The organism is Desulfosporosinus sp. BICA1-9 (genome assembly GCF_000802135.1).
Genome location: NZ_JUEE01000146.1, coordinates 1 through 21,815 on the forward strand (window position 1 = coordinate 1; position 21,815 = coordinate 21,815).

Annotated in this window: 19 protein-coding genes, 4 pseudogenes and 2 riboswitches; of the genes and pseudogenes, 3 read left to right on the forward strand and 20 right to left on the reverse strand. The window is 43.0% G+C overall.

Annotated elements, in window-relative coordinates:
- From JL57_RS18085 to JL57_RS18115, 7 genes and pseudogenes are all read right to left on the reverse strand, one after another.
- Window positions 1-750: pseudogene (locus tag JL57_RS18085) on the reverse strand (sensor histidine kinase); the annotation flags it as partial.
- A gap of 217 nt (window positions 751-967) precedes the next feature.
- Window positions 968-3,247 carry a xanthine dehydrogenase family protein molybdopterin-binding subunit gene (locus tag JL57_RS18090; RefSeq protein WP_034143413.1) on the reverse strand — a complete coding sequence of 760 codons (2,280 nt, stop codon included), beginning with the start codon at window positions 3,245-3,247 and terminating at the stop codon, window positions 968-970.
- Window positions 3,248-3,307: 60 nt separating this feature from the next.
- A complete protein-coding gene (gene iscB / locus JL57_RS18095) occupies window positions 3,308-4,543 on the reverse strand; it encodes an RNA-guided endonuclease IscB (protein ID WP_034143379.1) in 1,236 nt (411 codons plus the stop codon).
- Window positions 4,544-4,783: 240 nt separating this feature from the next.
- The gene (locus JL57_RS18100; protein ID WP_034143380.1) at window positions 4,784-5,233 is read right to left on the reverse strand and encodes a (2Fe-2S)-binding protein; all 450 of its coding nucleotides are present in this window, start codon (window positions 5,231-5,233) and stop codon (window positions 4,784-4,786) included.
- Entirely contained in the window at window positions 5,230-6,021 is a 792-nt protein-coding gene (locus JL57_RS18105) for a xanthine dehydrogenase family protein subunit M (protein ID WP_034143381.1), read from the reverse strand. The genes JL57_RS18100 and JL57_RS18105 overlap by 4 nt, the downstream gene beginning before the upstream one ends.
- A 283-nt stretch (window positions 6,022-6,304) precedes the next feature.
- Window positions 6,305-6,406, reverse strand: a riboswitch (purine riboswitch).
- 280 nt (window positions 6,407-6,686) lie between these two features.
- Complete coding sequence (locus tag JL57_RS18110) at window positions 6,687-7,850, reverse strand: alanine--glyoxylate aminotransferase family protein (protein WP_034143382.1); 1,164 nt, start codon at window positions 7,848-7,850, stop codon at window positions 6,687-6,689.
- A gap of 383 nt (window positions 7,851-8,233) precedes the next feature.
- Window positions 8,234-8,336, reverse strand: a riboswitch (purine riboswitch).
- Between the two features lie 130 nt (window positions 8,337-8,466).
- Window positions 8,467-8,733 carry a hypothetical protein gene (locus JL57_RS18115; RefSeq protein WP_034143383.1) on the reverse strand — a complete coding sequence of 89 codons (267 nt, stop codon included), beginning with the start codon at window positions 8,731-8,733 and terminating at the stop codon, window positions 8,467-8,469.
- Window positions 8,734-8,921: 188 nt separating this feature from the next.
- Here JL57_RS18115 and JL57_RS18120 point away from each other — a divergent pair, with 188 nt between their 5' ends.
- Together JL57_RS18120 and JL57_RS18125 are read left to right on the forward strand one after the other, a co-directional pair.
- Complete coding sequence (locus JL57_RS18120; protein WP_034143384.1) at window positions 8,922-9,329, forward strand: hypothetical protein; 408 nt, start codon at window positions 8,922-8,924, stop codon at window positions 9,327-9,329.
- A gap of 54 nt (window positions 9,330-9,383) precedes the next feature.
- A pseudogene (locus tag JL57_RS18125) lies at window positions 9,384-9,998 on the forward strand (cache domain-containing protein); the annotation flags it as partial.
- A gap of 96 nt (window positions 9,999-10,094) precedes the next feature.
- Here JL57_RS18125 and JL57_RS18130 read toward each other — a convergent pair.
- The 12 genes and pseudogenes from JL57_RS18130 to JL57_RS34775 form a co-directional block, all read right to left on the reverse strand.
- The gene (locus JL57_RS18130; RefSeq protein WP_034143385.1) at window positions 10,095-11,669 is read right to left on the reverse strand and encodes an ASKHA domain-containing protein; all 1,575 of its coding nucleotides are present in this window, start codon (window positions 11,667-11,669) and stop codon (window positions 10,095-10,097) included.
- A gap of 104 nt (window positions 11,670-11,773) precedes the next feature.
- Window positions 11,774-12,568: an NRDE family protein gene (locus JL57_RS18135; RefSeq protein ID WP_034143386.1), complete on the reverse strand. Its 795-nt coding sequence runs from the start codon at window positions 12,566-12,568 to the stop codon at window positions 11,774-11,776.
- Window positions 12,569-12,611: 43 nt separating this feature from the next.
- Window positions 12,612-13,472: a GNAT family N-acetyltransferase gene (locus JL57_RS18140; RefSeq protein ID WP_034143387.1), complete on the reverse strand. Its 861-nt coding sequence runs from the start codon at window positions 13,470-13,472 to the stop codon at window positions 12,612-12,614.
- A gap of 144 nt (window positions 13,473-13,616) precedes the next feature.
- Complete coding sequence (locus tag JL57_RS18145; protein ID WP_034143388.1) at window positions 13,617-14,921, reverse strand: phenylacetate--CoA ligase family protein; 1,305 nt, start codon at window positions 14,919-14,921, stop codon at window positions 13,617-13,619.
- 292 nt (window positions 14,922-15,213) lie between these two features.
- The gene (locus JL57_RS18150) at window positions 15,214-16,107 is read right to left on the reverse strand and encodes a uroporphyrinogen decarboxylase family protein (RefSeq protein WP_034143389.1); all 894 of its coding nucleotides are present in this window, start codon (window positions 16,105-16,107) and stop codon (window positions 15,214-15,216) included.
- Between the two features lie 83 nt (window positions 16,108-16,190).
- The gene (locus JL57_RS18155) at window positions 16,191-17,033 is read right to left on the reverse strand and encodes a 1,4-dihydroxy-6-naphthoate synthase (protein ID WP_034143390.1); all 843 of its coding nucleotides are present in this window, start codon (window positions 17,031-17,033) and stop codon (window positions 16,191-16,193) included.
- Window positions 17,030-17,683, reverse strand: coding sequence for a futalosine hydrolase (locus JL57_RS18160; RefSeq protein ID WP_034143391.1), 654 nt, complete (start codon window positions 17,681-17,683; stop codon window positions 17,030-17,032). Before JL57_RS18160 ends, JL57_RS18155 begins: the two co-directional genes overlap by 4 nt.
- 94 nt (window positions 17,684-17,777) lie before the next feature.
- Window positions 17,778-18,263 (reverse strand): hypothetical protein, encoded by a 486-nt coding sequence (locus tag JL57_RS18165; RefSeq protein WP_291300238.1) that lies wholly within the window; start codon window positions 18,261-18,263, stop codon window positions 17,778-17,780.
- Between the two features lie 44 nt (window positions 18,264-18,307).
- On the reverse strand, window positions 18,308-18,481 hold the full coding sequence (locus JL57_RS34770) for a hypothetical protein (protein ID WP_291300239.1): 174 nt from the start codon (window positions 18,479-18,481) through the stop codon (window positions 18,308-18,310).
- A 215-nt stretch (window positions 18,482-18,696) separates the two neighbouring features.
- Window positions 18,697-19,329 (reverse strand): hypothetical protein, encoded by a 633-nt coding sequence (locus JL57_RS18170; RefSeq protein WP_034143392.1) that lies wholly within the window; start codon window positions 19,327-19,329, stop codon window positions 18,697-18,699.
- A gap of 86 nt (window positions 19,330-19,415) precedes the next feature.
- A pseudogene (locus tag JL57_RS18175) lies at window positions 19,416-20,169 on the reverse strand (hypothetical protein).
- Between the two features lie 19 nt (window positions 20,170-20,188).
- Window positions 20,189-20,296, reverse strand: a pseudogene (locus JL57_RS34775) (RidA family protein); the annotation flags it as partial.
- Between the two features lie 176 nt (window positions 20,297-20,472).
- On the opposite strand from JL57_RS34775, the gene JL57_RS18180 reads away from it, so the two are divergent.
- Window positions 20,473-20,991 (forward strand): NapC/NirT family cytochrome c, encoded by a 519-nt coding sequence (locus JL57_RS18180; RefSeq protein WP_291300240.1) that lies wholly within the window; start codon window positions 20,473-20,475, stop codon window positions 20,989-20,991.
- Between the two features lie 313 nt (window positions 20,992-21,304).
- On the opposite strand, the gene JL57_RS18185 is transcribed toward JL57_RS18180, so the two are convergent.
- The gene (locus tag JL57_RS18185; protein ID WP_291300241.1) at window positions 21,305-21,799 is read right to left on the reverse strand and encodes a GNAT family N-acetyltransferase; all 495 of its coding nucleotides are present in this window, start codon (window positions 21,797-21,799) and stop codon (window positions 21,305-21,307) included.
- Between the last annotated feature and the right edge of the window lie 16 nt (window positions 21,800-21,815).

Consider the following 21,815-nt stretch of genomic DNA (forward strand, 5'->3'; position numbering starts at 1 on the left):
AAGCGGAGTTTTAAGGTCGTGGACAAGATGGAGAACTTCACGTCCTGAACGAGATTCATTGGCTTCAAGTTGGGCACGGTGTAGGTCTTGCGAAATAGCCCATTTCTCCATATATAAAATCAAATAAATCCATAAAGTAATAGCACTTGCTACGAAGATAAAAAACAACACATTCGCATAAAGTGCAAGAACCTGACCAAATCCAATTTGAATCGCTGCCTGTTTTATTTTTATCGATAAGGAACCTAGTCCGAAACCATAAGGGGTAAGAAAAGGAACTTGATTTAACCAAGCAACACCAAAAATCAATTGGGAGAAAACCAGTAGCTTCATCCCCATATTCAATTTTTGTTTGCTTAGTTTCTGCATCACTACAATCGATAGCCAAAGAAAAATATCTGTGGCCCCAAAACTATAGTTTAATGGAGTCATCAGATTGACGATCACATAAGCGAGGGGTACTACAGTTAGGGGAATGATGGTTTTTAATCCAGAACGATTGAAAGCATCTGCCATCCCATCTCCCAACATCACCACGCTGAGGAACTGAGGTATGGATATAATGGTATTAATTGACACAATGAGAAAGGCATTAACCATTAACGCACTGCCGTCTGTTTTTTGGTTCATCGTTTGGAGTAATTGATCCAATCCTATAAGTTGAGGTTTTAACCAATATGGTATTAAGATCCCCAACAAAAACAATCCAATTCCTATCCATATTTTTCTTGATCTTACGACTCTTCCCACTGCATTACATCCTTTCCTTCTCATACTATTATAACATGAAATTAGAATAGGATAATTTCTTTTGCTAAGGCAAAAAGAGTCATGACAAAAGATGTGCAAAACTATACACCATCATCAACGAGTTTGACGCTGTCCCCAGTAAATACAACTTAGTGACTGGATGACTAAAAGGAGACTAGGTAAAAGCATAAGCAGCTTCAACCCAGTCTCCAAGTGTTTATAGTTTCTGCATTCCTAAAAAGACCTTTTCTGGGGTAATTGGCAAATGGTTTTCTCGAACTCCGACTGCATTATAAATCGCATGAGAAATAGCGGGCGGGGGAGTATTTGCAACAACTTCCCCAATCGATTTTGCACCAAATGGACCCGTAGGTTCATAGCTCTCTTCAAACGCTATCCGAACTTTCCCGACATCCTGACGAGTGGGGATTTTGTATTGCATGAAGGTATTGGTAGCCATCTTGCCGATCTCATCATATCTCACTTGTTCATAAAGAGCCATTCCAATTCCTTGGGCAATTCCACCTTCGGCTTGAATCCGAGCGAGATTAGGGTTAATCACAGTACCACAGTCGATGACTGCAACATAGTCGATCAACTCCACCTTTCCCGTTTCTCGGTCTACTTCTACTTCTGCAAAACCGGCTATATAGGGTGGCGGTGAAACGTCACTTCCGTGAGTCGCATATCCAATGAGCTGAAGTTTCCCTGCGCCCAGCACGGTAAGCTCTGCTATTTTTCTAAGACTAATTTCTTGATCCCCGTCATCTGTTCGGACCGCTAAGCCGTCGAATTGAGCGTTTTCTGGAGAAACCCCTAAGAGCTTAGCTCCCTGTTCTATAATCTTCTTTTTGAGGTCTTCCGCCGCTTTGACGACGGCAGTCCCCGCAACATAGGTTGTACTTAAAGCATAGGACCCCGGATCATAGGGAGAAGTATCTGTATCTCCGGCGTTCACAATGATCTTCTCCATAGGAATCTCCAAAATCTCAGCGGCCATCTGGCTAAGAATCGTATCGCAGCCTGTTCCCATATCCGTTGCTCCTGTGAGAAGGGTAAAGTTTCCATCATCGTTTAAGCGAATTTCTGCTGAGGCAGTCCCGATATTGGCAATCCCGGAGCCCTGCATCGTGATCGCCATACCTACTGCTCTTACTTTATTGGGACTGACTTCACGGCGCGGAAATTTTTTCTCCCAACCAATCAGCTCTTTACCCTTTTCTATACATCGATCCAAAGTCGAGCTGCCTAGCATAACCCCCTGACCCGTAAGAAAAGTTTCCCCTACTTTACTGATGTTTTTTAAACGAATTTCTGTCGGATCCATCTTTAATCGTTCAGCTAACATATTTACGGTTGATTCTAAGGCGAAGGTACCCTGAGTTGCGCCATATCCCCTAAAAGCGCCTGCCGGCATTTTGTTTGTATAAACGGCCTTCCCGTCAAATCGTACTGCTCTAGTTTTACTATAAAGTGGCAGGGTGTAATGGCCTACGCAGCTTAAAACAGTCGGAGCATGCTCTCCATACGCTCCCGTGTCCGATAAAACCTGCATATCGATCGCTCTGATAATTCCATCTTGGTCGGCACCCAATTTGACGTTTAATCTCATAGCATGACGGCTTGTCGTACAGCTAAAGGTTTCTTTTCGGTCATAAATGATGATCGACGGTTTTCCTGTTTTTAGAGTTACGATGGCTGTAAAGATATCGACGGCTCCCGTCTGTTTTCCGCCAAAACCACCACCAATTCTAGGCTTGATTACCCTAATTTTACTTGCGGGAAGCTGCAACGCTCTTGCTAACTGTCTTCTAATATGAAAGGGAACTTGGGTTGAGCTGACCACGATCAGCCTTCCCGCATGATCCAGATAGCTAAAGGCTCGATAGGTTTCCATCATAGTGTGAGCCTGGGCTTGTGGATAATAGACATCCTCTACCACAACGGCGCAACGCTTAAATTCTTCTTCAACATCTCCAACTTCTTCATGAGAGGTAGACGTAATATTTTTTTCCTTTTGCAATCCAATCTCAAAGTTACAGCTCAAGTTCTCTTCAGGATGAACGACTGAGGAATGCCCGATAGCCTGCTCAAAATCTAAAACAGGCTCCATTACCTCATACTCAACCTTGATCCTTTTTATCGCCAACAGCGCCGTTTTTTCATCGACCGCTGCTATGATCGCCACTTCATCCCCTACATAGCGAAGGATTTGATCGAGGATTAGACGATCGTAAGGCGAGGGTTCAGGATATGATTGACCAGCTAGGGTAAATCGTTCATTTGGAACATCCTTGTAGGTAAGGATGCATTCTACCCCCTCTAAACTCTTAGCCCTTGAAATATCAATCGAAGTTATCTTGGCATAAGCGTGTGGGCTTCTTAGGATTTTTATCACTAAGGCATTAGACATTACTAAATCCTCAGTATACACGGGTTTACCCATGGCAATTGCAATTCCATCAATTTTACGAATGCTTTGACCAACGCTCTTCATAATGGCTTGGCAGGAAACCACTATCCCTTTAGGGTAGTGGAGGAATGCCTTACGCATACCCTAACCCGCCATCCTCCTCTCAGTTAATATAGTTTTTCTTTTCTCAATTAGCTTGAGCGATTTGCAGCTAACACTCCCTTTGTTTACCTTAGTCCCGTCTAGCGTTCTAATGTCAAAGAAGCCACTGTTTCTTCGTCCAAAGATATAGTAAAGCCTCCCTTGATACTGAACCTTATCAAATAGCCTAAATCCTTTAACCTCGTATTGAGCTCGATTTAGCTTCTTAACACCACCTTTTAAGAGGTTTACTTTGTGAATTTGCCTATTGTGGCACCTTACTTTCTTCAAGAAGTAGAAGTGGTCTAGCCTTTCAACTAGGGGGTTACCGCTTATGCATAATGCATCAATCCTGTGTTCTTTTGGCAAGCTATGGGTGATTCTTGTGTTTTTAGTGATATAGCCATACGTCATACTTACGGCTGGATATAGTTTTTTCAGTTTGTTGTAAAAACTCCACCTCATAATCCCCATGAAGGTAGCGTCCTTGAACGTTTGTCCTCGCTTGAGGTTTAACTTCAACTTGCCTTTATGGAAGTCGTCGTGGCATTCTTCACAAAGCGTAATGAGATTACTGGGTGAATCTCCACCAATTTTCCTAGATTCAATATGATGGACATTGAGTATCTTATTTTTACAACCTTTTTTACCATGACAGTGATGTCCATCCCTGAATAGAACATACTCTCTAACGTTCCAAAAATCCATTTGCTCGCCTTGTTGGTAAGCTACGCCACTGATGCTGGGGTTTTTGATTTTCTGGATATCAAAGCTAGCAACTTCAACGATTATATTTGACACAGGCAGTATCTTATAAACCTTGCTAACTATCGTTAAATGCGTTAGGATTTTGTTTTCAATAGAGGGTGCTAACCATCCCTTGTTTTTACTCTTCACTCGATTTGAGAATCGTGGTTTCCTGTATCTCAGCCTATTTCTTCTCGTTCGTCGGTTCTGTCTTCGAGTAGATAATAAATCAACGATGTCGTTCCTTAGTTGCACTTCTGCCGAAAACAACTCTTTCTTAGTGGTTGTTGCCGTTAGACCAACGACTTTACTCCCTGCGTCAACGCCAAGGATGATTTCTTGCTTATACCCACTTGAACCGTGTAATAGCTGAATCGTAAAGGGTTCTGTTTTAATGACCTTTGCCTTGTCCTGCTTCAAGAGTTTTCTTGCTTTAGAAGGACTACAAGGCATTAATGGTTCACTCTTTTGATTTAAAACATAGACTAACATAAAGCCTATCTCCTTTCAGAGTTAACTATCCTTAGACAAAGTTACATAAGTTTGTCATGTCTAACACACTGTTTCTACCACGCAAAACTGTTTAATGTTAGACCATAGAGCCGTAGATTAGGATAAACGTCCACGGGTATGATGGCTTACATAACGTAGCAAGTTAATGCTTAGTCTAGTCAACCTGTGGCTTGTAGTTACCTACAAGCCACTATCCCTTTAGGGTAGTGGTTGTTGACCCTAAGCCACCCCCAGATAGGTCTTTATCGCCCTAAGCTGTCCCATGTAACCCGTGCAGCGGCACAAATTGCCCGTTAAATAGTGAATAATTTCTTCCTCGGTAGGATTGACCAGCTCATTTTTCATTGCTAGCACATTCATGATAAAACCAGGGCTACAAAAACCGCATTGTTCTGCCCCTTCCGCGCTGAGTATTCGAGCAAATTCCTCTGCTTCCTTGGGAAGTCCTTCTATGGTTGTGATTTTCTTACCGTGTGCCCGCAAAGAAAGTATCGAACATGAAAGCATCGATTTACCATCAATCCAAATAGTACAAAGCCCACAACAACTTGTCTCACAAGCCTTTTTAACACTCAAGAGTCCATGGGATCTTAGGGTATCCGCTAGAAACTCATCGTTTGCAACATCCCATTTAACCACTTTATCATTAATCGTTAGTTCGATTTTCATGCCAACACCTCCATTATTCCCCGTTTGACAAGCGCTTTGCAAAGGGCTTTCCGATAAGTGGCCGTTCCCCTCGTATTCGTTCCAAACGATATTTCTTCTGATGCTCTTTGCGCTACCTTTTCAATCTTCTCTGACGTTAGAACATCCTGAGATAACATTGCGGAAGCACTTACGGCAATAGCGGCTCTACTCGGTCTGGCGCCCACCGCGATCGTCCACCGATTATCAAGCGTAGAGACTGCCACATTTAAGACCGAATAATCGCTGGCAGAATTTCTAAAACTCAGGTAGGTTGCTTGACGCATAGTTTTCTTAATCCATAATCTAACGAGCAGGTCCTTTTCTTTTGGCCTAGCTAGGAAGTCCACCAAGGGCATTCTTCCAGCCTTAAATAACTCAACCTCCGTATCCAAGGACAACAACGCCGTGATCAAATCAGAAAAACCGTACTTAGAATAAACCGAAGCACCCACAGTAACGCCGTTTCTAAATTGCACTCCGATGATGTCCCGAACGGATTTAGGAAGCACCCCATTATAATATTCCTTTACCAAGGGGTGAGTTTCAAGTTCTCTGAGGCTTGTCATAGCCCCGATCTCTATAAAACCATCTTTCTCCTGAATATAACTAAGATTAAGGTTCGTAAGATCTATTCCTTTATTAATTCGTTTTTTACCCATCTTCAGAAAAGCACAGCCCCCAAGAATGGTGTTATTTTGTTTATCAGATAGGATCTGATAAGCTTCTGCTAGGTTATCTGGTTGAACCAAATCAAGGATTGTAAACACGCCTACTCCTCCTTACATTACCTATAGTAATTTGCAGAAAAAACAAACCCAGGCGAACAGTTTTCAACTCAAATTGGTGAGAGAAATCTGCCCGCCTGGGATGACCCTGCGGTTTAATCCAAAAACAAAGTTAGACTTCTAAAGAAAATTTGGCTAGCGCCAAGCCATCAGGCGCAGGCGGTAGCCTTAGTTGCACTTATGCTTCAGAAAGTATGCAACGAAAAGTTATACTTTCTGACTAGTACTAAGAAAGTCTTTGGATCTGTACATATAAGGACTATGCCCTAGTACATCTTTCGCTCATAGTCGGACCATTTACGGCAGTCCGGTAGAAACTTGCAGACCATATCTCTGCTACTATATGAACACTATTCATTTGTTGATCTTGAGTTTATTTTACAAGATATAATTACAGAGGTCAACACATTTTCCGAACATTAATTACTATTTTATGTAGATTGTTCGATCTGATAGCTTATTCTCCAATCATTATACTTTGCATGATTGTTTAAAAACAAGGCTGCCAGTTCATTCTTACAGCTTTGTTTCTTAAAAAAACATAGCGAACGCCAAGACATCAGTCGCCGGCGGTCGCCTTAATTGGTAATTTCTGACTAGTACGAGAAAGGTCCTTATGTTATTCAAGTCGCGGTAATAAAGTACCTTTAGGCCGAGTGATAAATTCCTTTGAACTCGTCGACTGCAGCATCGATGTTGGCCTCATACCCCATCTCTTGAAGAGTCCTACCAACGAGTTCTAGTGCTTTAATAAACATTTCTTCAGTGGCATTGCCCATATGCCCAATTCGGAAAGCCTTTCCAGCTAAAGCAGCTAAAGCCCCAGCCACGACCACGCCTTTCGAAGCTAACTTTGAACGGAACTCCGCATCATTTAAACCCTCAGGATAGATTATACAACTTAATGTCGGAGCCGCAACATCTTCAGCAGCAAGAGGCTTCATGCCATAGACTTTAAGACCGGCTCTCACTGCTCGTCCTAAAGCTAAATGGCGACGATAACGGGTATCAAGTCCTTCGGCCATAACCATCTCCATGCCCTTATTAAAGGCATAGATCATGTTAACCGGGGGCGTAGCAAAGTATTTCACAGGCTCGTTCATAACTGGAAGCCAATTCTTAATATCTGTATAGTACCCCATTACTGAAGGCATCGCTTCACGTGCAGCCAAAGCTTTTGGTCCAAAAGCCACAATTCCAAGTCCCGGTGGAACCCCAATCGCTTTCTGGGAGCCGGTTAACACAACATCTATCTTGTAATCTGGGTGTCCGTATGTTTTTTGCATATCCTCTTCTAAGGCAGCAGAAGCACATACTCCATCAAGAATAAAGAGCGCACCTGCTTTTTTAACTACCGGGAGTAAGTCTTCAACATTTGCCATAACTCCAGTTGACGTGTCAACATGAGTCACGGTTACTGCCTTGAAACCACCCTCAGCCAATTTTTCTTCCACTAATTCCTTACTGATCTGCTGGCCCCACTCCGCTTGAAGAGCCTCCACTTGGATACCGAAAACTTTTGCCAATGGAATAAAGCGGTCCCCAAAATAGCCATGGCTGACGACTAACAACTTCTCCCCTGGAGCAACAGTATTGATAATAGCCATTTCCATCGCCAAGGTCCCTGAACCCGCAATAATAAAAACTTCTCCATCCGTGTTGTACATTTGCTTACTTAACTCTATGCTGTTCTTAAAAATCTTGGCAAATCGAGGATCAGTGTGCCCCATTGTCTCACTGGATAAAGCATCATATATTTCATCTACAACTGGTGTTGGCCCTGGGACTAGTAACATTTCTTTATTACGCATTAGTGTTCTTCCTCCATTTACTATTGCATTATTATTAAGCATTTCCAATATCCCACTAATTGATCACTCATTTATCAGTGTGCATCAATGAATTCACAAGACTAAGCCTATCTTACTCTAGATTATCGACGACTTTCGATATCCTCCCTTCATTGGTAGGCCGTATGTTCTAGAATTATCACTAGTGATGTGCTGTTAAAACGAATAGGCTGGATCTAAGTGTACAAAAAGAAAACCCAAGCGAACAGATTCTACTCAGATGAAGTGAGAGAAACCTGTCAGCCTGGGTTTGCCAATCGCAAATTTACTCAACGGAATAATCCGAATACAGATATTGACCTCCTGGATAAGTCATAACTATCTGTGTTACTTGGACTCGTTGCCCTAGGTACACTTTCGCTCATAGTCGGACAATTTTACGGCAGCCCGGTAGAAACTTGCAGACCTTATCTCTGCTATTATATGAACTAATATTCACTTGTCTGTTTACATTTTACTAGAAATCCAGACAGAGGTCAACATTTTTTTCGAACGTTTGCTATTGTAATCTTAAGAATGTTCGAAAAAACCGATATACATAATCTGAGCTCCTGCGCTTTTGAGTGCAGATGTTAGTCTATGCTAAGCCTGCCAAGAGCTTCTGTATCCTGTTATATTGGGCCTCAGCCTCGTCTTCATCAATAAACCATAATGCCCCTTGTTCCTCTGATTGACTGTTAAAGGTGTGAATCAAACCACTGGCCAGAACCCCCTTGCCCCAAGCCACGAAAAACTGAGCAGGGGAATTAACGGGATTAACTCCTGCACCATAATACACAGGGATACCATTCACCTCGGTGGTCTCAAAGACATTAGCCTTCGTCGTTCCACAAGAGTTTTCCATTGATTTTCCTTCTTTCCGCAATCTTTATTTATCCAATATCTCAAGCTTAAATTACACTTCTTCAGTGATGAATTTCCTGCTAAGTGACGTTTTTCCCTCTTAAGTTACTTTATTCTCTCAAATAAATAGTCTATAATAACAGCATATTGAATCAAGCTAAGAAGTGGCAAATGAATTGGGGGATTTCGATGTATACTCAGGCTTATTCACCTGAACAATCTGCCTTTGGCAAACTCGAAAATGGTCGCGATGTGCTTATTCTATATGTTAAGGAATTTGGTGAACAAGTCAGGGCAGTCAACCAGTCTGGCCTTTCTGGATATACCTATCATTGGTTTGCAACTGAACTTAAGGATGCCTATGTCCTTCAGATAACTTGGGAAAATGAGATTCACATTGCTATCCGCTTTAACTCCCAGCATTTTGGCCTAATCGACCAATTACTCCAGCCCAAGGATGTTATCCTGACTACGACCCCCATCTCTCTCCTCATGGAGAAAGCCCAAACAAACCACTACAATTTTATCGAATTCAAGGATGTGCTAACCTTTAGCAATTTATCGTTTGAAGTGCCCAATTCCGAATACGAGAATTAATTATGAAAGTACTCGAATAGTCAATCCGAAATTACTTGCAATTCTCTACGTCTATTAAAGAACTGCTTTAGTAAAACCACTTCCGATCGCACTGCTATAGCAAACGCTCTCTTAAAAAAGCTAGTTGACATTTATGAAGTCTATCTTGATCTTTATGTACTGGATCCTGAAGGCACAATCGTTGCAGCTGGTGTTCACCACGAACTCATCGGTCAGAATATGGCGGATAGAAGCTGGTTTATAATTGCCAAGGCTGAAAACGCCATATCGGTAAGTGATCTTTACTATTCGACGGTTGGTAAGTCACATACCGTGGCTTATACCTGCCCTATCCTTAGTGACGAGGGCCAAGTATTGGGGTATTTTTCTACACGATTCAACTGGGACTATATCTACGACATTATCGATTCCGCTCGCATTGGGAAGAACGGGGACATATTCATTATTAACAACTCTGGCTACGTGATTGCCTGCCGAAACCGCAAGGGTATTCTCACTGAGAATTTAAAGCATCTTAAGGCGGCTCAACTTGCGATTCAAGGGGAAACCTACGGTTATCTTTTTGAAAAAGATTCTATGGGTACTAAAATTTACGGGTATGCCCATACACGAGGCTATAACGCTTATAAAGGGAAAAAGTGGTCAGCCCTTGTCAGCGAAACCCTTTAAAAAGGTATGAAGACCTGCCGCGACAGGGGCTTCATCCTATTGCATTGTAGGATCTTCTGCTTTTTTACTCGGTGTTTATTAAACCTTACTCTGAGGTTAGGCGCGTGTTTGCAGACGTCTTTTGACACTAGGATAACGATCTAAGTCGGTATGAGGAAGAAATTTACTGCCACTGAACTTATCCATGAAAGCGGAATTAGCATTCAGCTCGAAATAAGTCACCTTCCCTGCGATCCCTTCTGCTTCCAGTCGCTTGGTACGGGATAGGAGCACTTGGCGAGCTGCTTCACCTGAACTATTGCCCAGGCGTACAATCGCTGAACGCGGAAGGTCCGGGTAGAGACCGATGGTAACGGCTGACTCGATGGGCAAATACTGCCCAAACGCTCCAGCGGCATAGAAATGGCTAATTTCTTGCCAAGCACAGCCGACATTTTCCATTAACAGATCCGTAGCCGCGTTGACAGCCCCTTTCGTAGCCATGAAATTGTTAATATCGACTTGCGAAATAACAATGTCTTCCCCTGAGGCAGTTTTATGGGCAGGGACGACGACAAATTCCTGCTGACCGTTCTGAAAACGAGCAGATCGATTAATGAAGCCGTTAAGGAAAAGTTCGGCAAGTGTGTCCACCAAACCCGAGCCACAGATACCTCGGGCAGGGAGATTGCCGACGGTCGAATAGTCCACCCAGCCAGTCTTCGGATCTATGGAAACATGATCTACCGCTCCTGGTTCTGCTCGCATTCCATAGGTTGTAACCCCACCTTCTAGAGCGGGCCCAGCTGCTCCGGCACAAGCGACAAGCCACTCTTCATTCCCTAGTACGATCTCCCCATTCGTGCCAATGTCCACAAACAGGGAAATGTCCGACTGTTGATGCATACCACTGACTAATATTCCCCCTATGACGTCTCCACCAAGATAACTTCCGATACTAGGCAGGCAATAGACTGGGGCTGAGGGGTGAATCTCAAGTCCTATTTCTCTGGCCGGAATTATTCCTGGCCTGTTAACGACTGGAGTATAGGGAGCGCGGCAAATAGAAGCTGGGTCCAGATCTAGCAAGAGATGAATCATAGTCGTATTGGCCCCGATAGCTGCAGCGGTAATTTTACTTGTTTTGCTAGTAAGCGGGTAAAGACGCTTTATCAATCGATTTAAGGTATCCACAACCGCTTTCTGCAGCCTTGCTAAACCGTCAAGTTCTGCGGCATGACGAATGCGGGTCAAAATGTCCTCACCCATAACAATTTGGTCATTATAGTCTGCGGCATGCCTAAGGACTGTGCCATCACAGAGATTAATTAAGTACACAACCACAGTTGTCGTTCCAATGTCTATAGCCAGCCCGAAGTGCTCTTGGGTAGTATCTCCAGGCTCTATATCAATTAAGGTCCAACCTTGTCCAGTATCTCCCAAGGTGGCTGTGATCTGCCAATTGGCGCTCCGGCATATGCCCGGTATCCTTGGCATAAGTGCTAGAGGCACACTGACCAAGCCGTAGCTTCGCTCCAGCGTATGGCGCACTTGGTCGACATCCGCTCGGTTATCTTGTGGGCTGGGTGGTTTAAGAGACAAGAATACTTTCCTAGAGAGTGGCTCGAGATTAGCAAGCGAAGATTGAACCTGCTCCGCAAGGATCACAGGTTTCTGATTCTTGTTTAACATCGCAGTACCTTCTTTATTATTATTTATTATTTATTATTTGTTCTTTGACATTCGCATTTTCATACTGTCGCTATTTAGGAAATAGCTATCTGAAGCTATGAAGGCTATAAAGAGGAGTTCAGTTGGTTTCTACTTTTTAAGTCAAACTCATAACAAACATCAACAAAGTTTTTTGGACTTTGCATAAAACTTCTCTCTTTAAAGGTCACACGATCGTTGCGACCAATTAATAGAACCGTCGAAGACCTAGTTCCATAATCAGTTCCTTGAATAAAGATTGAGGATAGCAATTTCTCGAACTCATAACTAATTCCAGTATCCGGCAATTCGTGATCCTGAGCCATTTTATCATCTGCTAAGATTTCAAAGAGTGCCTGAGCTTCGATCAAGGTTTTATTGTTTATGTAATTTGCTAAAGCTTGTTTGCTTTTTTGGACTTTAGGCCAAGGAGTATCAAGACGATGATTACTAAGACCATATATCCCAGGCTTGAGAACCTTAACTTCCGACGTTTGATGACAATAATACATTAGATTCGATGAATCGCCCACTAAGAGATTAAACGGATTATAGAGATCTCGGCTAAGTTCGACTTCTTGTAGGTATCTGATTGGGTATTCATTCATGCATAAGAAGCCACTGACTAACGTTCCTCTAGATTTCGCATTCGTAATCTGTGCTAAGGGATCTCGAAAGTTTGTCAGTGCTGCAAAACGGCCTGAACGAGTTATTCCCATCCAGGTTCCCAGCATCTCTAAATCTCTACCCGCTAAGACACGAGGGTTAGACTGCCAGAAATGAGCACGTTCTGTCGGTCGATGAAAATACTCATCTCTATTAGCTGCTAGTATTAAGCGATAGTGCGGGTGGCAGTCATAGGCAAAAAAGATCAAACACATAAGTCCACGTTCCCTTTCATTTCTCCCAAAAAAGTTAACTTATTCAGCAAACTTTTTTACGGTAATACTCATAAGCAACCTCGATATAAAAACCGGTTTTTTGGTATAGTCCTAAGGCATTTGCATTCTCACTATTTACCTCAATCGTGAGGTCTGTTCTTCCTCTTTGCAATAAATCGTCTATGATTAGGTGGAGCAGCTCATTTCCGTATCCCTGGCCCCGATATTCAGGGATAAGCCCCAGACCAAATATCGACACGTCTTCTCCTTCTATATTTGCTGAACCAATCCCAACGATCTCATCGTTTAAGACGACTAGATGCTGTTCGCGAGTTTCCGATTCGAAACACTTTTCCAATAAGCTCTTAGCATCTTCGTAACTATCATCGAAAATCCTCATGCTGGTTGTAATCGTTTTTTCAAGGTCCTTGAGCTCTGCTTTTCGCCATAACAAACGATACGTATCTCTTGCTGCATATCTTGACTTATTGAATCTCATGAAATATTCAGTATGTTCATACTCAGCATTGAGAGCTGCGAGGACCTTTTTACCCGAAATCGAGGGTTTTTCACAGACAAACAGGATGTCCGGAATCTCAAATTTCCTTAATTCCTCCACAGCATTCGCTAATAACGCCTTGAAATAGCCATTTTCTCTAAACTTAGGCAGAGTATAAGCCGAAATCTCCGCCTCTTGCCTTGTAGGGATGAACATGGATATCATGCTTATCAACTCACCTTTTTCATAGCAAAGGTGAAAACTATTAATAGTCTGATCAAAGTTTAAGGAAGGATCTAAAAAAAGACTCCCTTTGAGATTATCATAATCAAGACAAACATTCTCTAGGTTCAGTACCTCATTGAGAACCCTCTCACTTAGGCTGTGGTAAGCTTTTATCGTCATGCTCTGCAATTGCCTCCAAAAAGTTACATCCAACTGTAGTATAAAGTTTTTTTGTGTCTTCGAACAGTGTTTACTTGGAAAAAAACAGAAAAGACCCTGTCCCCTGAGGAACAAGGACTTTTATACAAGGTTACCCTCGATTATTTACATTGGTTGGTCACGATAATCAAAGACCCGTTTAGCTTTTCCAGCACTTCGCTCCAAGGTTCCTGGCTGGACAATTTTCAAACGCACATTTATGGAAAGGACACTGTGGAGTTTCTGACGGATGTATCCCGAGAAGTCTTCCAGTTTAGAATACGGCTCGAGAAGGTCTTCACGGTTAAGTTCCACCAAGACTTCCAATTCGTCGAGGAAGTTACGCCTGTGGACATTGATCACATAATGTGGACTGATCCCTTCTATGGTCATCAGGACGCTTTCAATTTGAGAGGGAAAAACATTAACCCCACGAATAATCAGCATGTCATCCGTGCGACCGACAACTTTTCTCATTCGAGCAGTACTCCGACCACACTGACAGGGTTCCTGGTTAATGCAAGAAATATCCTTGGTCCGAAACCGGATTACTGGAAAGGCTTCTTTGGTCAAAGAAGTAAAGACTAACTCCCCTTCTTGACCTGGTTCGAGCACTTCACCTGTATCGGGATCAATCGTCTCAATGATGAAATGGTCCTCTGCAATGTGATGACCACATTTGTAGGTGCATTCTCCGGCTACGCCCGGCCCCATGACTTCACTAAGGCCGTAGTTATCCGTAGCAAGAATGTGAAGCCTTGATTCGATCTCCCTACGCATTTCCTCTGTCCAAGGTTCACCACCGAACAGCCCAATCTTCAATTTTAAAGTGGAAATATCTATACCCATCTTCTCCGCAACTTCCGCAATATACAAAGAGTAGCTAGGAGTTGAAATCAGCACAGTCGTGCCAAAATCCTGCATTAACATGAGTTGTCGTTCAGTATTCCCTCCTGAAACGGGGACCACGAGGGCACCAGCTCTTTCCAATCCATAATGGAGGCCAAATCCCCCAGTGAACAGACCATAATTAAAGGCAATCTGAGCAACATCTTCTGAGGTCACCCCAGCCAGTGTAACCATCCGGGCAGTAAGATCAGTCCAGGTATTGAGGTCATTTGCCGTATAGCCAACAACCACAGGACGACCGGTGGTACCTGATGAAGCATGCACGCGCACTATCTCTCTTTGAGGGGCAGCAAACAGACCAAAAGGATAGTTGCTCCTTAAATCTTCTTTAGTCGTAAATGGTAACTGCTTGAGGTCATCTAAGGACTTGATCTTCTCAGGGGTTATCCCTAACTTCTCAAATTTACCCCTATAATGAGGTACCTTGTTGTATACTCTATTGACTGTCCACTTTAGACGTTCCAATTGTATTTCTTCTAAACGGCTACGGCTCATACATTCTTGCTCAATATTCCAGATCACGCTCAATCAACCTTTCTCTCAAGAAAATTGGGGTATATCTCTATAATACTTAAAAAACAAAAATAGCTACCACAAAAGGATAGCTACATTAGCACAGCCGCTAAATGCTTCATATTCTACCATCCTTCATTCAATCGTCAGACTCCTACTTTAGTGGGTCATACTTCTTCAAAAAAACCCACGCTACCCATTCTTCCTTACTACATACCTGTGAAACAACTCACAGGCAATTCTACATGTTCTATTCTAACGAACTATTGTGAATTTGTCTAGACTTCAATGCCCCGTTATCTCATAGTTCTTTTAGTGCATAGCTCTGTACATATTGATAGACATCCAAAACCTCTTTTACCTCGAGATCACTCCCGACTATTCCCGCACTAGTACCAAAGATATATCCTCCACCCTTGGCAGTCACTGCTAATAATTCCTGCGCTCTATCTCTCCGCGTCTCCTCTCCAAACCACCCGAGATCATAGCCTCCCATTAAACAAAGGCTCTTTTCAGTGATTACTTTGGCCTTGGCTATATTGGCAAGCGAAGAAAAATCCAAGGAATGCAAACCGTCAACACCCGAATTGACAAGATCGCTTAAGACCGGGAGCAAATTCCCATCGGCATGGAAGAAAACTGGAGCTTTTTGGGCCCGTAACACATCAACCTGGTCCTTAAGGCCAGGAAAAAAGTCTTGGCGCAGAGCAGTAGGGGAAATAAATGTACCACCCTGATAGGCTATATCGTCTGCTATAATGATTCCATTTGCCCCAGAAACTAGGGCATTTAAGCCCCGGGCAATATTCTCAGCAATTGCCTTAGCTACGAGTTCGGGAATTACCGGGTCACGTCGAGCAATGGCCAGCAAATAATCCGTAAACGAAGAGAACAGCTTAGCAGCGCCCTGAAAAGGACCGTCGATAATGGCAAAAATAAAAAAATCCGTCTCTTTTCTCCATTGTTCAAGCCCTTCCCAAACCAGAGCTTTGTCTACTTGCGAGGGGGAAGGTGAAAAAGCTAACGCATCTAGCCCACAAAGTTCACAAGCCTTCACCCTGTCTTCAAACCTCACCTTTTCCTTAAGCCCTAATAACTTGCTTACAAATCCATCTTCAAGATAAAACTCTCCATTAGGTATTCGATCCACCCACTCAAAGCGTGTAGCGGCCAGTATTCTTTCGATTTTCGTCATCGTACTCTTCCTTTTTTTCTTTTTAAGTAACTTGAAAATTGCCATCCTTTACAAGATGGCAATTTCCTTTTCTTCGGTTTAATCTACAAATATAGTGCCTCCAAATTTACCTTAGGCACTATCCCTTCTTGAGAGGCCCTGTTTAACAAGGTTGACACCGCTTTATACCCTGTCTCACCTATATTCTCGGTGAATTCATTGACGTAAAGTTTTATGTGTGCTTTTGTCACTTCGGTGGACAATTCTTGGCTATGCTGGAGAATGTACTCTTTCGATTCATCTGGGTGAGCCCAAGCATACTTGACCGATGCCTGAATCCAGCTTGTGATTGCCGATAGGTCTAGCGATCGTCGAGCAATGATCGCGCCCAATGGGATTGGCAGGTTAGTATCTTTCTCCCACCAATTTCCTAAGTCAGCTAAAAGGGTTAGCCCAAATGAAGGATAGGTGAAGCGTGCCTCGTGAATCACAAGCCCAGCATCAACCAAACCGTCACGCACCGCCGGCATAATCTCGTGAAACGGCAGAACTACTATCTCCCCCACTCCCCCTGGCACATGTTGAGTTGCCCATAATCGAAAAAGCAAGTATGCGGTAGATCGTTCACTCGGAACCGCCACTCGTTTGTTCCGTAACCTTGCCGGATCATTGGTACTACCTGTTTTGTCTGATGTAAGCACCAGCGGTCCACAGCCCTTACCTAAGGCACCTCCACATGGCAAAAGTGCATACTCGGACAAGACCCAAGGTAAGGCTGCATAGGAGATCTTAACAACATCTGGTCCATCGGAACCGGCTGCTAAAGTATTCGTGATATCAATATCCGCGTAAGTTACATCAAGCTGAGGTGCACCAGGTATTAGTCCGTGTACCCAGGCGTGAAAAACAAACGTGTCATTGGGACAAGGAGAGAATGCAATTTTCATACTAGTACCTCCGTCAAAACTGCGCTCGCAGCTTCCAACACATCTAATGCCTCTTTAATTCGCCAAGCGGAGCGATCACGCGGTCCTACCATGTTTGAGATCGCGCGAATCTCCAGAACCGGCAACCCTCGATCCTGCGCCGCCAATCCGACACCATACCCCTCCATCGCTTCAGCAGCGGCTCCCGGTATTCTAGCCGCCAGTTCTGCGGTACTCGCTGCAGTACCGGTGACGGTTGATACCGTGAGTACCGGGCCTGTACTAACGGACAATCTTGCCTCGCGCAGAGCTTGGGTGAAGCGGTTCACTAGGTTAGCCTCAATTTGAACACGTGTAAAACCGAAACCCAACTCATCTAAACTACAAAAACCCTCTGAGGTTTCAACCCCCAAGTCAGCGGCGATGATCTCAGTCGCCACCACGAGTGAACCCACCTCAGCTTTACCAGAAAAGCCTCCCCCAATACCTGCACAAATAACCAAGCCGTACTCTGCACTTGCTAACGCTTTGACTGTGTTAACTGCTGCAATTACCGAACCGACACCTGCTGTCAAGACCACAATTCTTGTATCCCCTTTTAGACCACGTAACACCGCATCCCTCTCAGCAGAGACGGCGGTCATCACAAGAACATGTTTTTTAGAGTGCATATATCATACTCCCCTCATGACTTCACTCCCAAAGCCCTATTTGTAAAGAGAGTGCATAAGCACGTCAACGGGACCTTTCCACGCCACATAAATCTCAGGGTTTTCCGCATAGGAAGTCCACTACGACTTCGAAGCCAATTCGCTCTATCATCATGGCAAATCGTTCCCCTTTAAGACCGTTGTCACGATAATAAGCAATCGCTTTATCGATCATAGCCAGAGCATCATTGCTCGAATAAAGCCCTGGTAACTCTCTTCCCATTACGTGATCTTTACCAAACATTCCCCCCATGCTAATAGCCAGTTGATTTGGGGTTCTGCCTTGCAAGCCAATGCATCCAATTTGAGGCTTTGAACAGCTATTACTACACCCACTAATAATAATTCTTAATTTATTAGGTAACATTACTTTGTAATACTCATTATAGAAGCGTTCGTCGATCGCTTGAGCTAGTGCATCAGTGTCCAGTAATCCCCTTTTACAAATCGTCCCTTTACAGGTAAGTACTGGTCTAACCCTTAACCCTGTGCCTCCAATAGCTAGGCCTACTTCATTGAGCTCCTTAGTAACATTAGCCAAATCTTGATACTGTATCCAAGGAATTTCAACGTTAAGCCTTTGGGTTAAACTAAGTGACCTCTGCCATATTTCTCACTTACTTCGGAAATCTTTCGTGCTGCTTGGGCAGTCATTTTCCCTGCAGGGACTAAAACCCTACAGGCAAAATGCACTCCATCTTCAGACGCAATATATCCCTGACCTAAAAGAGATTTTTTCTGTTCATCCGTCAATTCCATCTCTCAAAACTCTCCTCTGCTCATACTCCTTTTTTACTCTTTCCTAGGGATTCTATTTTAGTGATAGGCCGTCATTCACCAGAAGTTTTTCTAAAGCCTCAACTGGTCAAGTGGGACTTTCCCAATCATGCAAAAGGGTCATAAAAAATCTGAAAAGATTGTTATCTTATGGGTCATAACTATTCCTCCAATGCCGGAAAGTAAAGAATCCTTACTTAGATCAATTCATCATAGAAGGGCCACTGTTCACCACCGATAGCGGCTATTCTGAATAAATAATCATTTCCCATATTCTCTCGCTTATCGTCTTTAAAGCCCTTACTTTTCAAGAGGTTCAAAGTAGTGTAATTAGCTGCATACCCTGATAAGTACTTTGCCCCTTGTTCCTTGGCAAATACTCGCAAATTATTCAGAATAGTATCCATCACGGTGTCACTTAATAGATCAAAATCCTCATTTTTGACTAAAACTATATCATTGATGAACACCTCTTGTTTGTTTATCTTAGAAACATGCAGACTGATAATCTTTTCGTCATATCCTAAGGTGTCGACCCACATGATCTGTGGTATTTGGATCCCTAATAAACCTGCTAACTCGGGACTATCACGATAAGTGGTATAGTACTCTTGTAATAATTGCACAAGTGATAGATTATGTGCTCTTGCTTGTACGGAAATATTATATTGACTGGGATATTCTAATCTTATTTCATCGTCACGCAACACCTTGATACCTGGGTCCCGGCCTATTTCTGATTTCAAGTCTTCAATTGGGAAAATCCGATTGATTTGTTCCTCTGATGGATTCCACTCTTCGGCATAGATTCGGTGCGCCTTTACTGCCATTGCTATCCCAACCTTTCGAAAATCTGCTTTTAATGTAATACAACAATCATAGCTTATTCTTGTTTAAATCGCTAATCGGCCTATCTTCACTTGTTCGTTTGAGAAATCGGACTACCCATGAAAAGTCTGCCACTCAATACTCCTATCACTGTATTGCTAAACACATAAAGCCAGAGAAGCAAGAGAAATATCGTCAAAATTGCACTGAACCAATAGGTTAATGGCGTCGAGAAAATTATCGCAACTTTTTGGCTGGCGATGGTATAGGCGGCCAAAGGAAAGATAAATGCCCACCATCCCAAACTAAATGGAATTCCTCCTCTTCGGAAATGATAAAAAGAAATCATCCCTATGATTCCGATAACCCAAACACCAAAACCCCAGATGATCGCTGCTCCTAGATAAGCTAGGTCTACGTAGTTTACCACTCCGAGGTTTTGAGCACTTTTTGCAGTATCGATAATAGCAATAACTGCCAGCCCCACTGCACTCAACAGGATTCCAAAAGAAGGGGTCAATTCGGCTGGGGGTAGAGGATATTGCGCCAAGCGAACAAAAATTATCGAACTAATAAATAGAAACAAAAAGAAGCCTATACCAAACATCACGATGGTGAAGGTCTCTCCGTGCATATTCAAAAAAGGATATCCAGCGCATAATCCAGGGGGCAAGAACAAGAAAATAAAGGGCACCCGCCAAAGTAGCAAACAGTAAACTCAGAAGATGTGCGACAGGAAAGGCATTTTGCCATTGATTTAAGATATTGACAAGACCTCCTGTGCCCATGATCACTGCAAACCATCCTGGTGCTAAATATTTTATAGCGTGTCGCTCAACCATGCTGCCAAATTCCTTTCTCTTATGAGGCTCCTCTTTTAGCGATCATTTCAATTTCTACTTGGGCTGATAGCGGCAACGATGCTACCCCAATTGTGGTACGGGCGGGATAAGGGGACAAAAATTGCTTTACTCAGCAGAATTCAACATAGGACAACCTTATCCTTCTAAGCTTCAAAAATTAAATTTCTTCTTATTATTTTCCATCATGATTATATATTGCGAAGAATGAGGGAACTATAAGTCCGTTAACTACTTGTTTGGTGTAGATTAAAGAGATTATTAGGGAATAAGGAGCTGAGTGCTTTGTCCTCTTTTAATGATGCTGAAAAATTCCGTGAAGAACAACATGACGTGCCCAGTAAAAAGATCAGAAAAGTCGTTATTTATTTAACTTTGGCAGTGGTACTTCTAGGGATAATAGCCTATGCAGGAATGCACTACACTTCCCAACCAAATTTTTGCGCAAGTTGTCATCAAATTAGTCCTTCTGTAACCTCATGGTCTCAGGGAAAACACAAAGATGTTACTTGCTTAAGATGTCATGCCGATCCAGGCACAATTGGTTATGTTAAGCGCAAGGTTGGCGGATTAAAGGAATTATATTTGCATGTTTCTAACCAGTACCCTAACAAGTTACACACAAGACTAAATCCAGAAGCTTGTATTTCCTGCCATACCAGTGGCGAGTATCCCAAGGCAAAGAATCTTCTCCTTACTTCCGGAGATCTTGCGCCAAAGTTTCCGCATTCAGAAATTTTAAAGAATAAGACTTCGTGTCTTACGTGTCATCAAAATGTGGGGCATAGTAAAGACTCAACATGAAGCTGGTAAGGTGATTTTACTATTAAAAATTATTAGCCTTTACTTGGTAAATCCAAGTAAAGGCTCTTTTATACTAGTCAGAAAGTACAATTTTTAATTATATACTTTCTGGAAGGTCCTTCTCGCCATCCATGGCTACAGGGACACTCGGCCATCCATGGCCAGCGCATAAAGTGAACTAAGGCGACGACACAGGACGTGTCTAGTGTCGAATGCGCCATGAATGGCTTAGCATTCGACCGACCGCCTGCGCCTGAAGGCTTGGCGCTAGCCAAGTTTTCTTTATTGAATAGAATACAATATCCTTATTGCCTTATCCCTGACTCAACCACTGATACATCACAAACGCATCTACCAGTCCCTGCTCTTTGTGGTTAAATGCTTTGGGAATTGTACCAACAATCTCAAACCCACATTTTTTCCATAATTCAACAGCCACTTGATTTGTACTTACGACACAATTATACTGCATTGCTTTGAATCCATACGCCTTAGCCTCGTTTAGAGAATGCTCACACATCAGTCTACCTACCCCTTTACCACGGGCTTGAGCACTGACAGTATATCCAACATTGCAAACGTGAGAACCTAAACTCGGTTGGTTGGGTTTCAAAAAATAGGTGCCCACTATGAGGTCGTTCTCGATTGCAACATATGTGTCCAAAGGGACCTCCATCCAAATATGGAAGACTTCCTCCCTAGTAATGTCAGGTGAGAAAGCATAAGTATCCCCCTTTTGAAAAACTTCCTGCAAAATAGTCCAAATTTGTTCAAAATCTGCTTCCTCGGCTTTTTGTATTACCATCATTTTTCTCTCTTCCTCC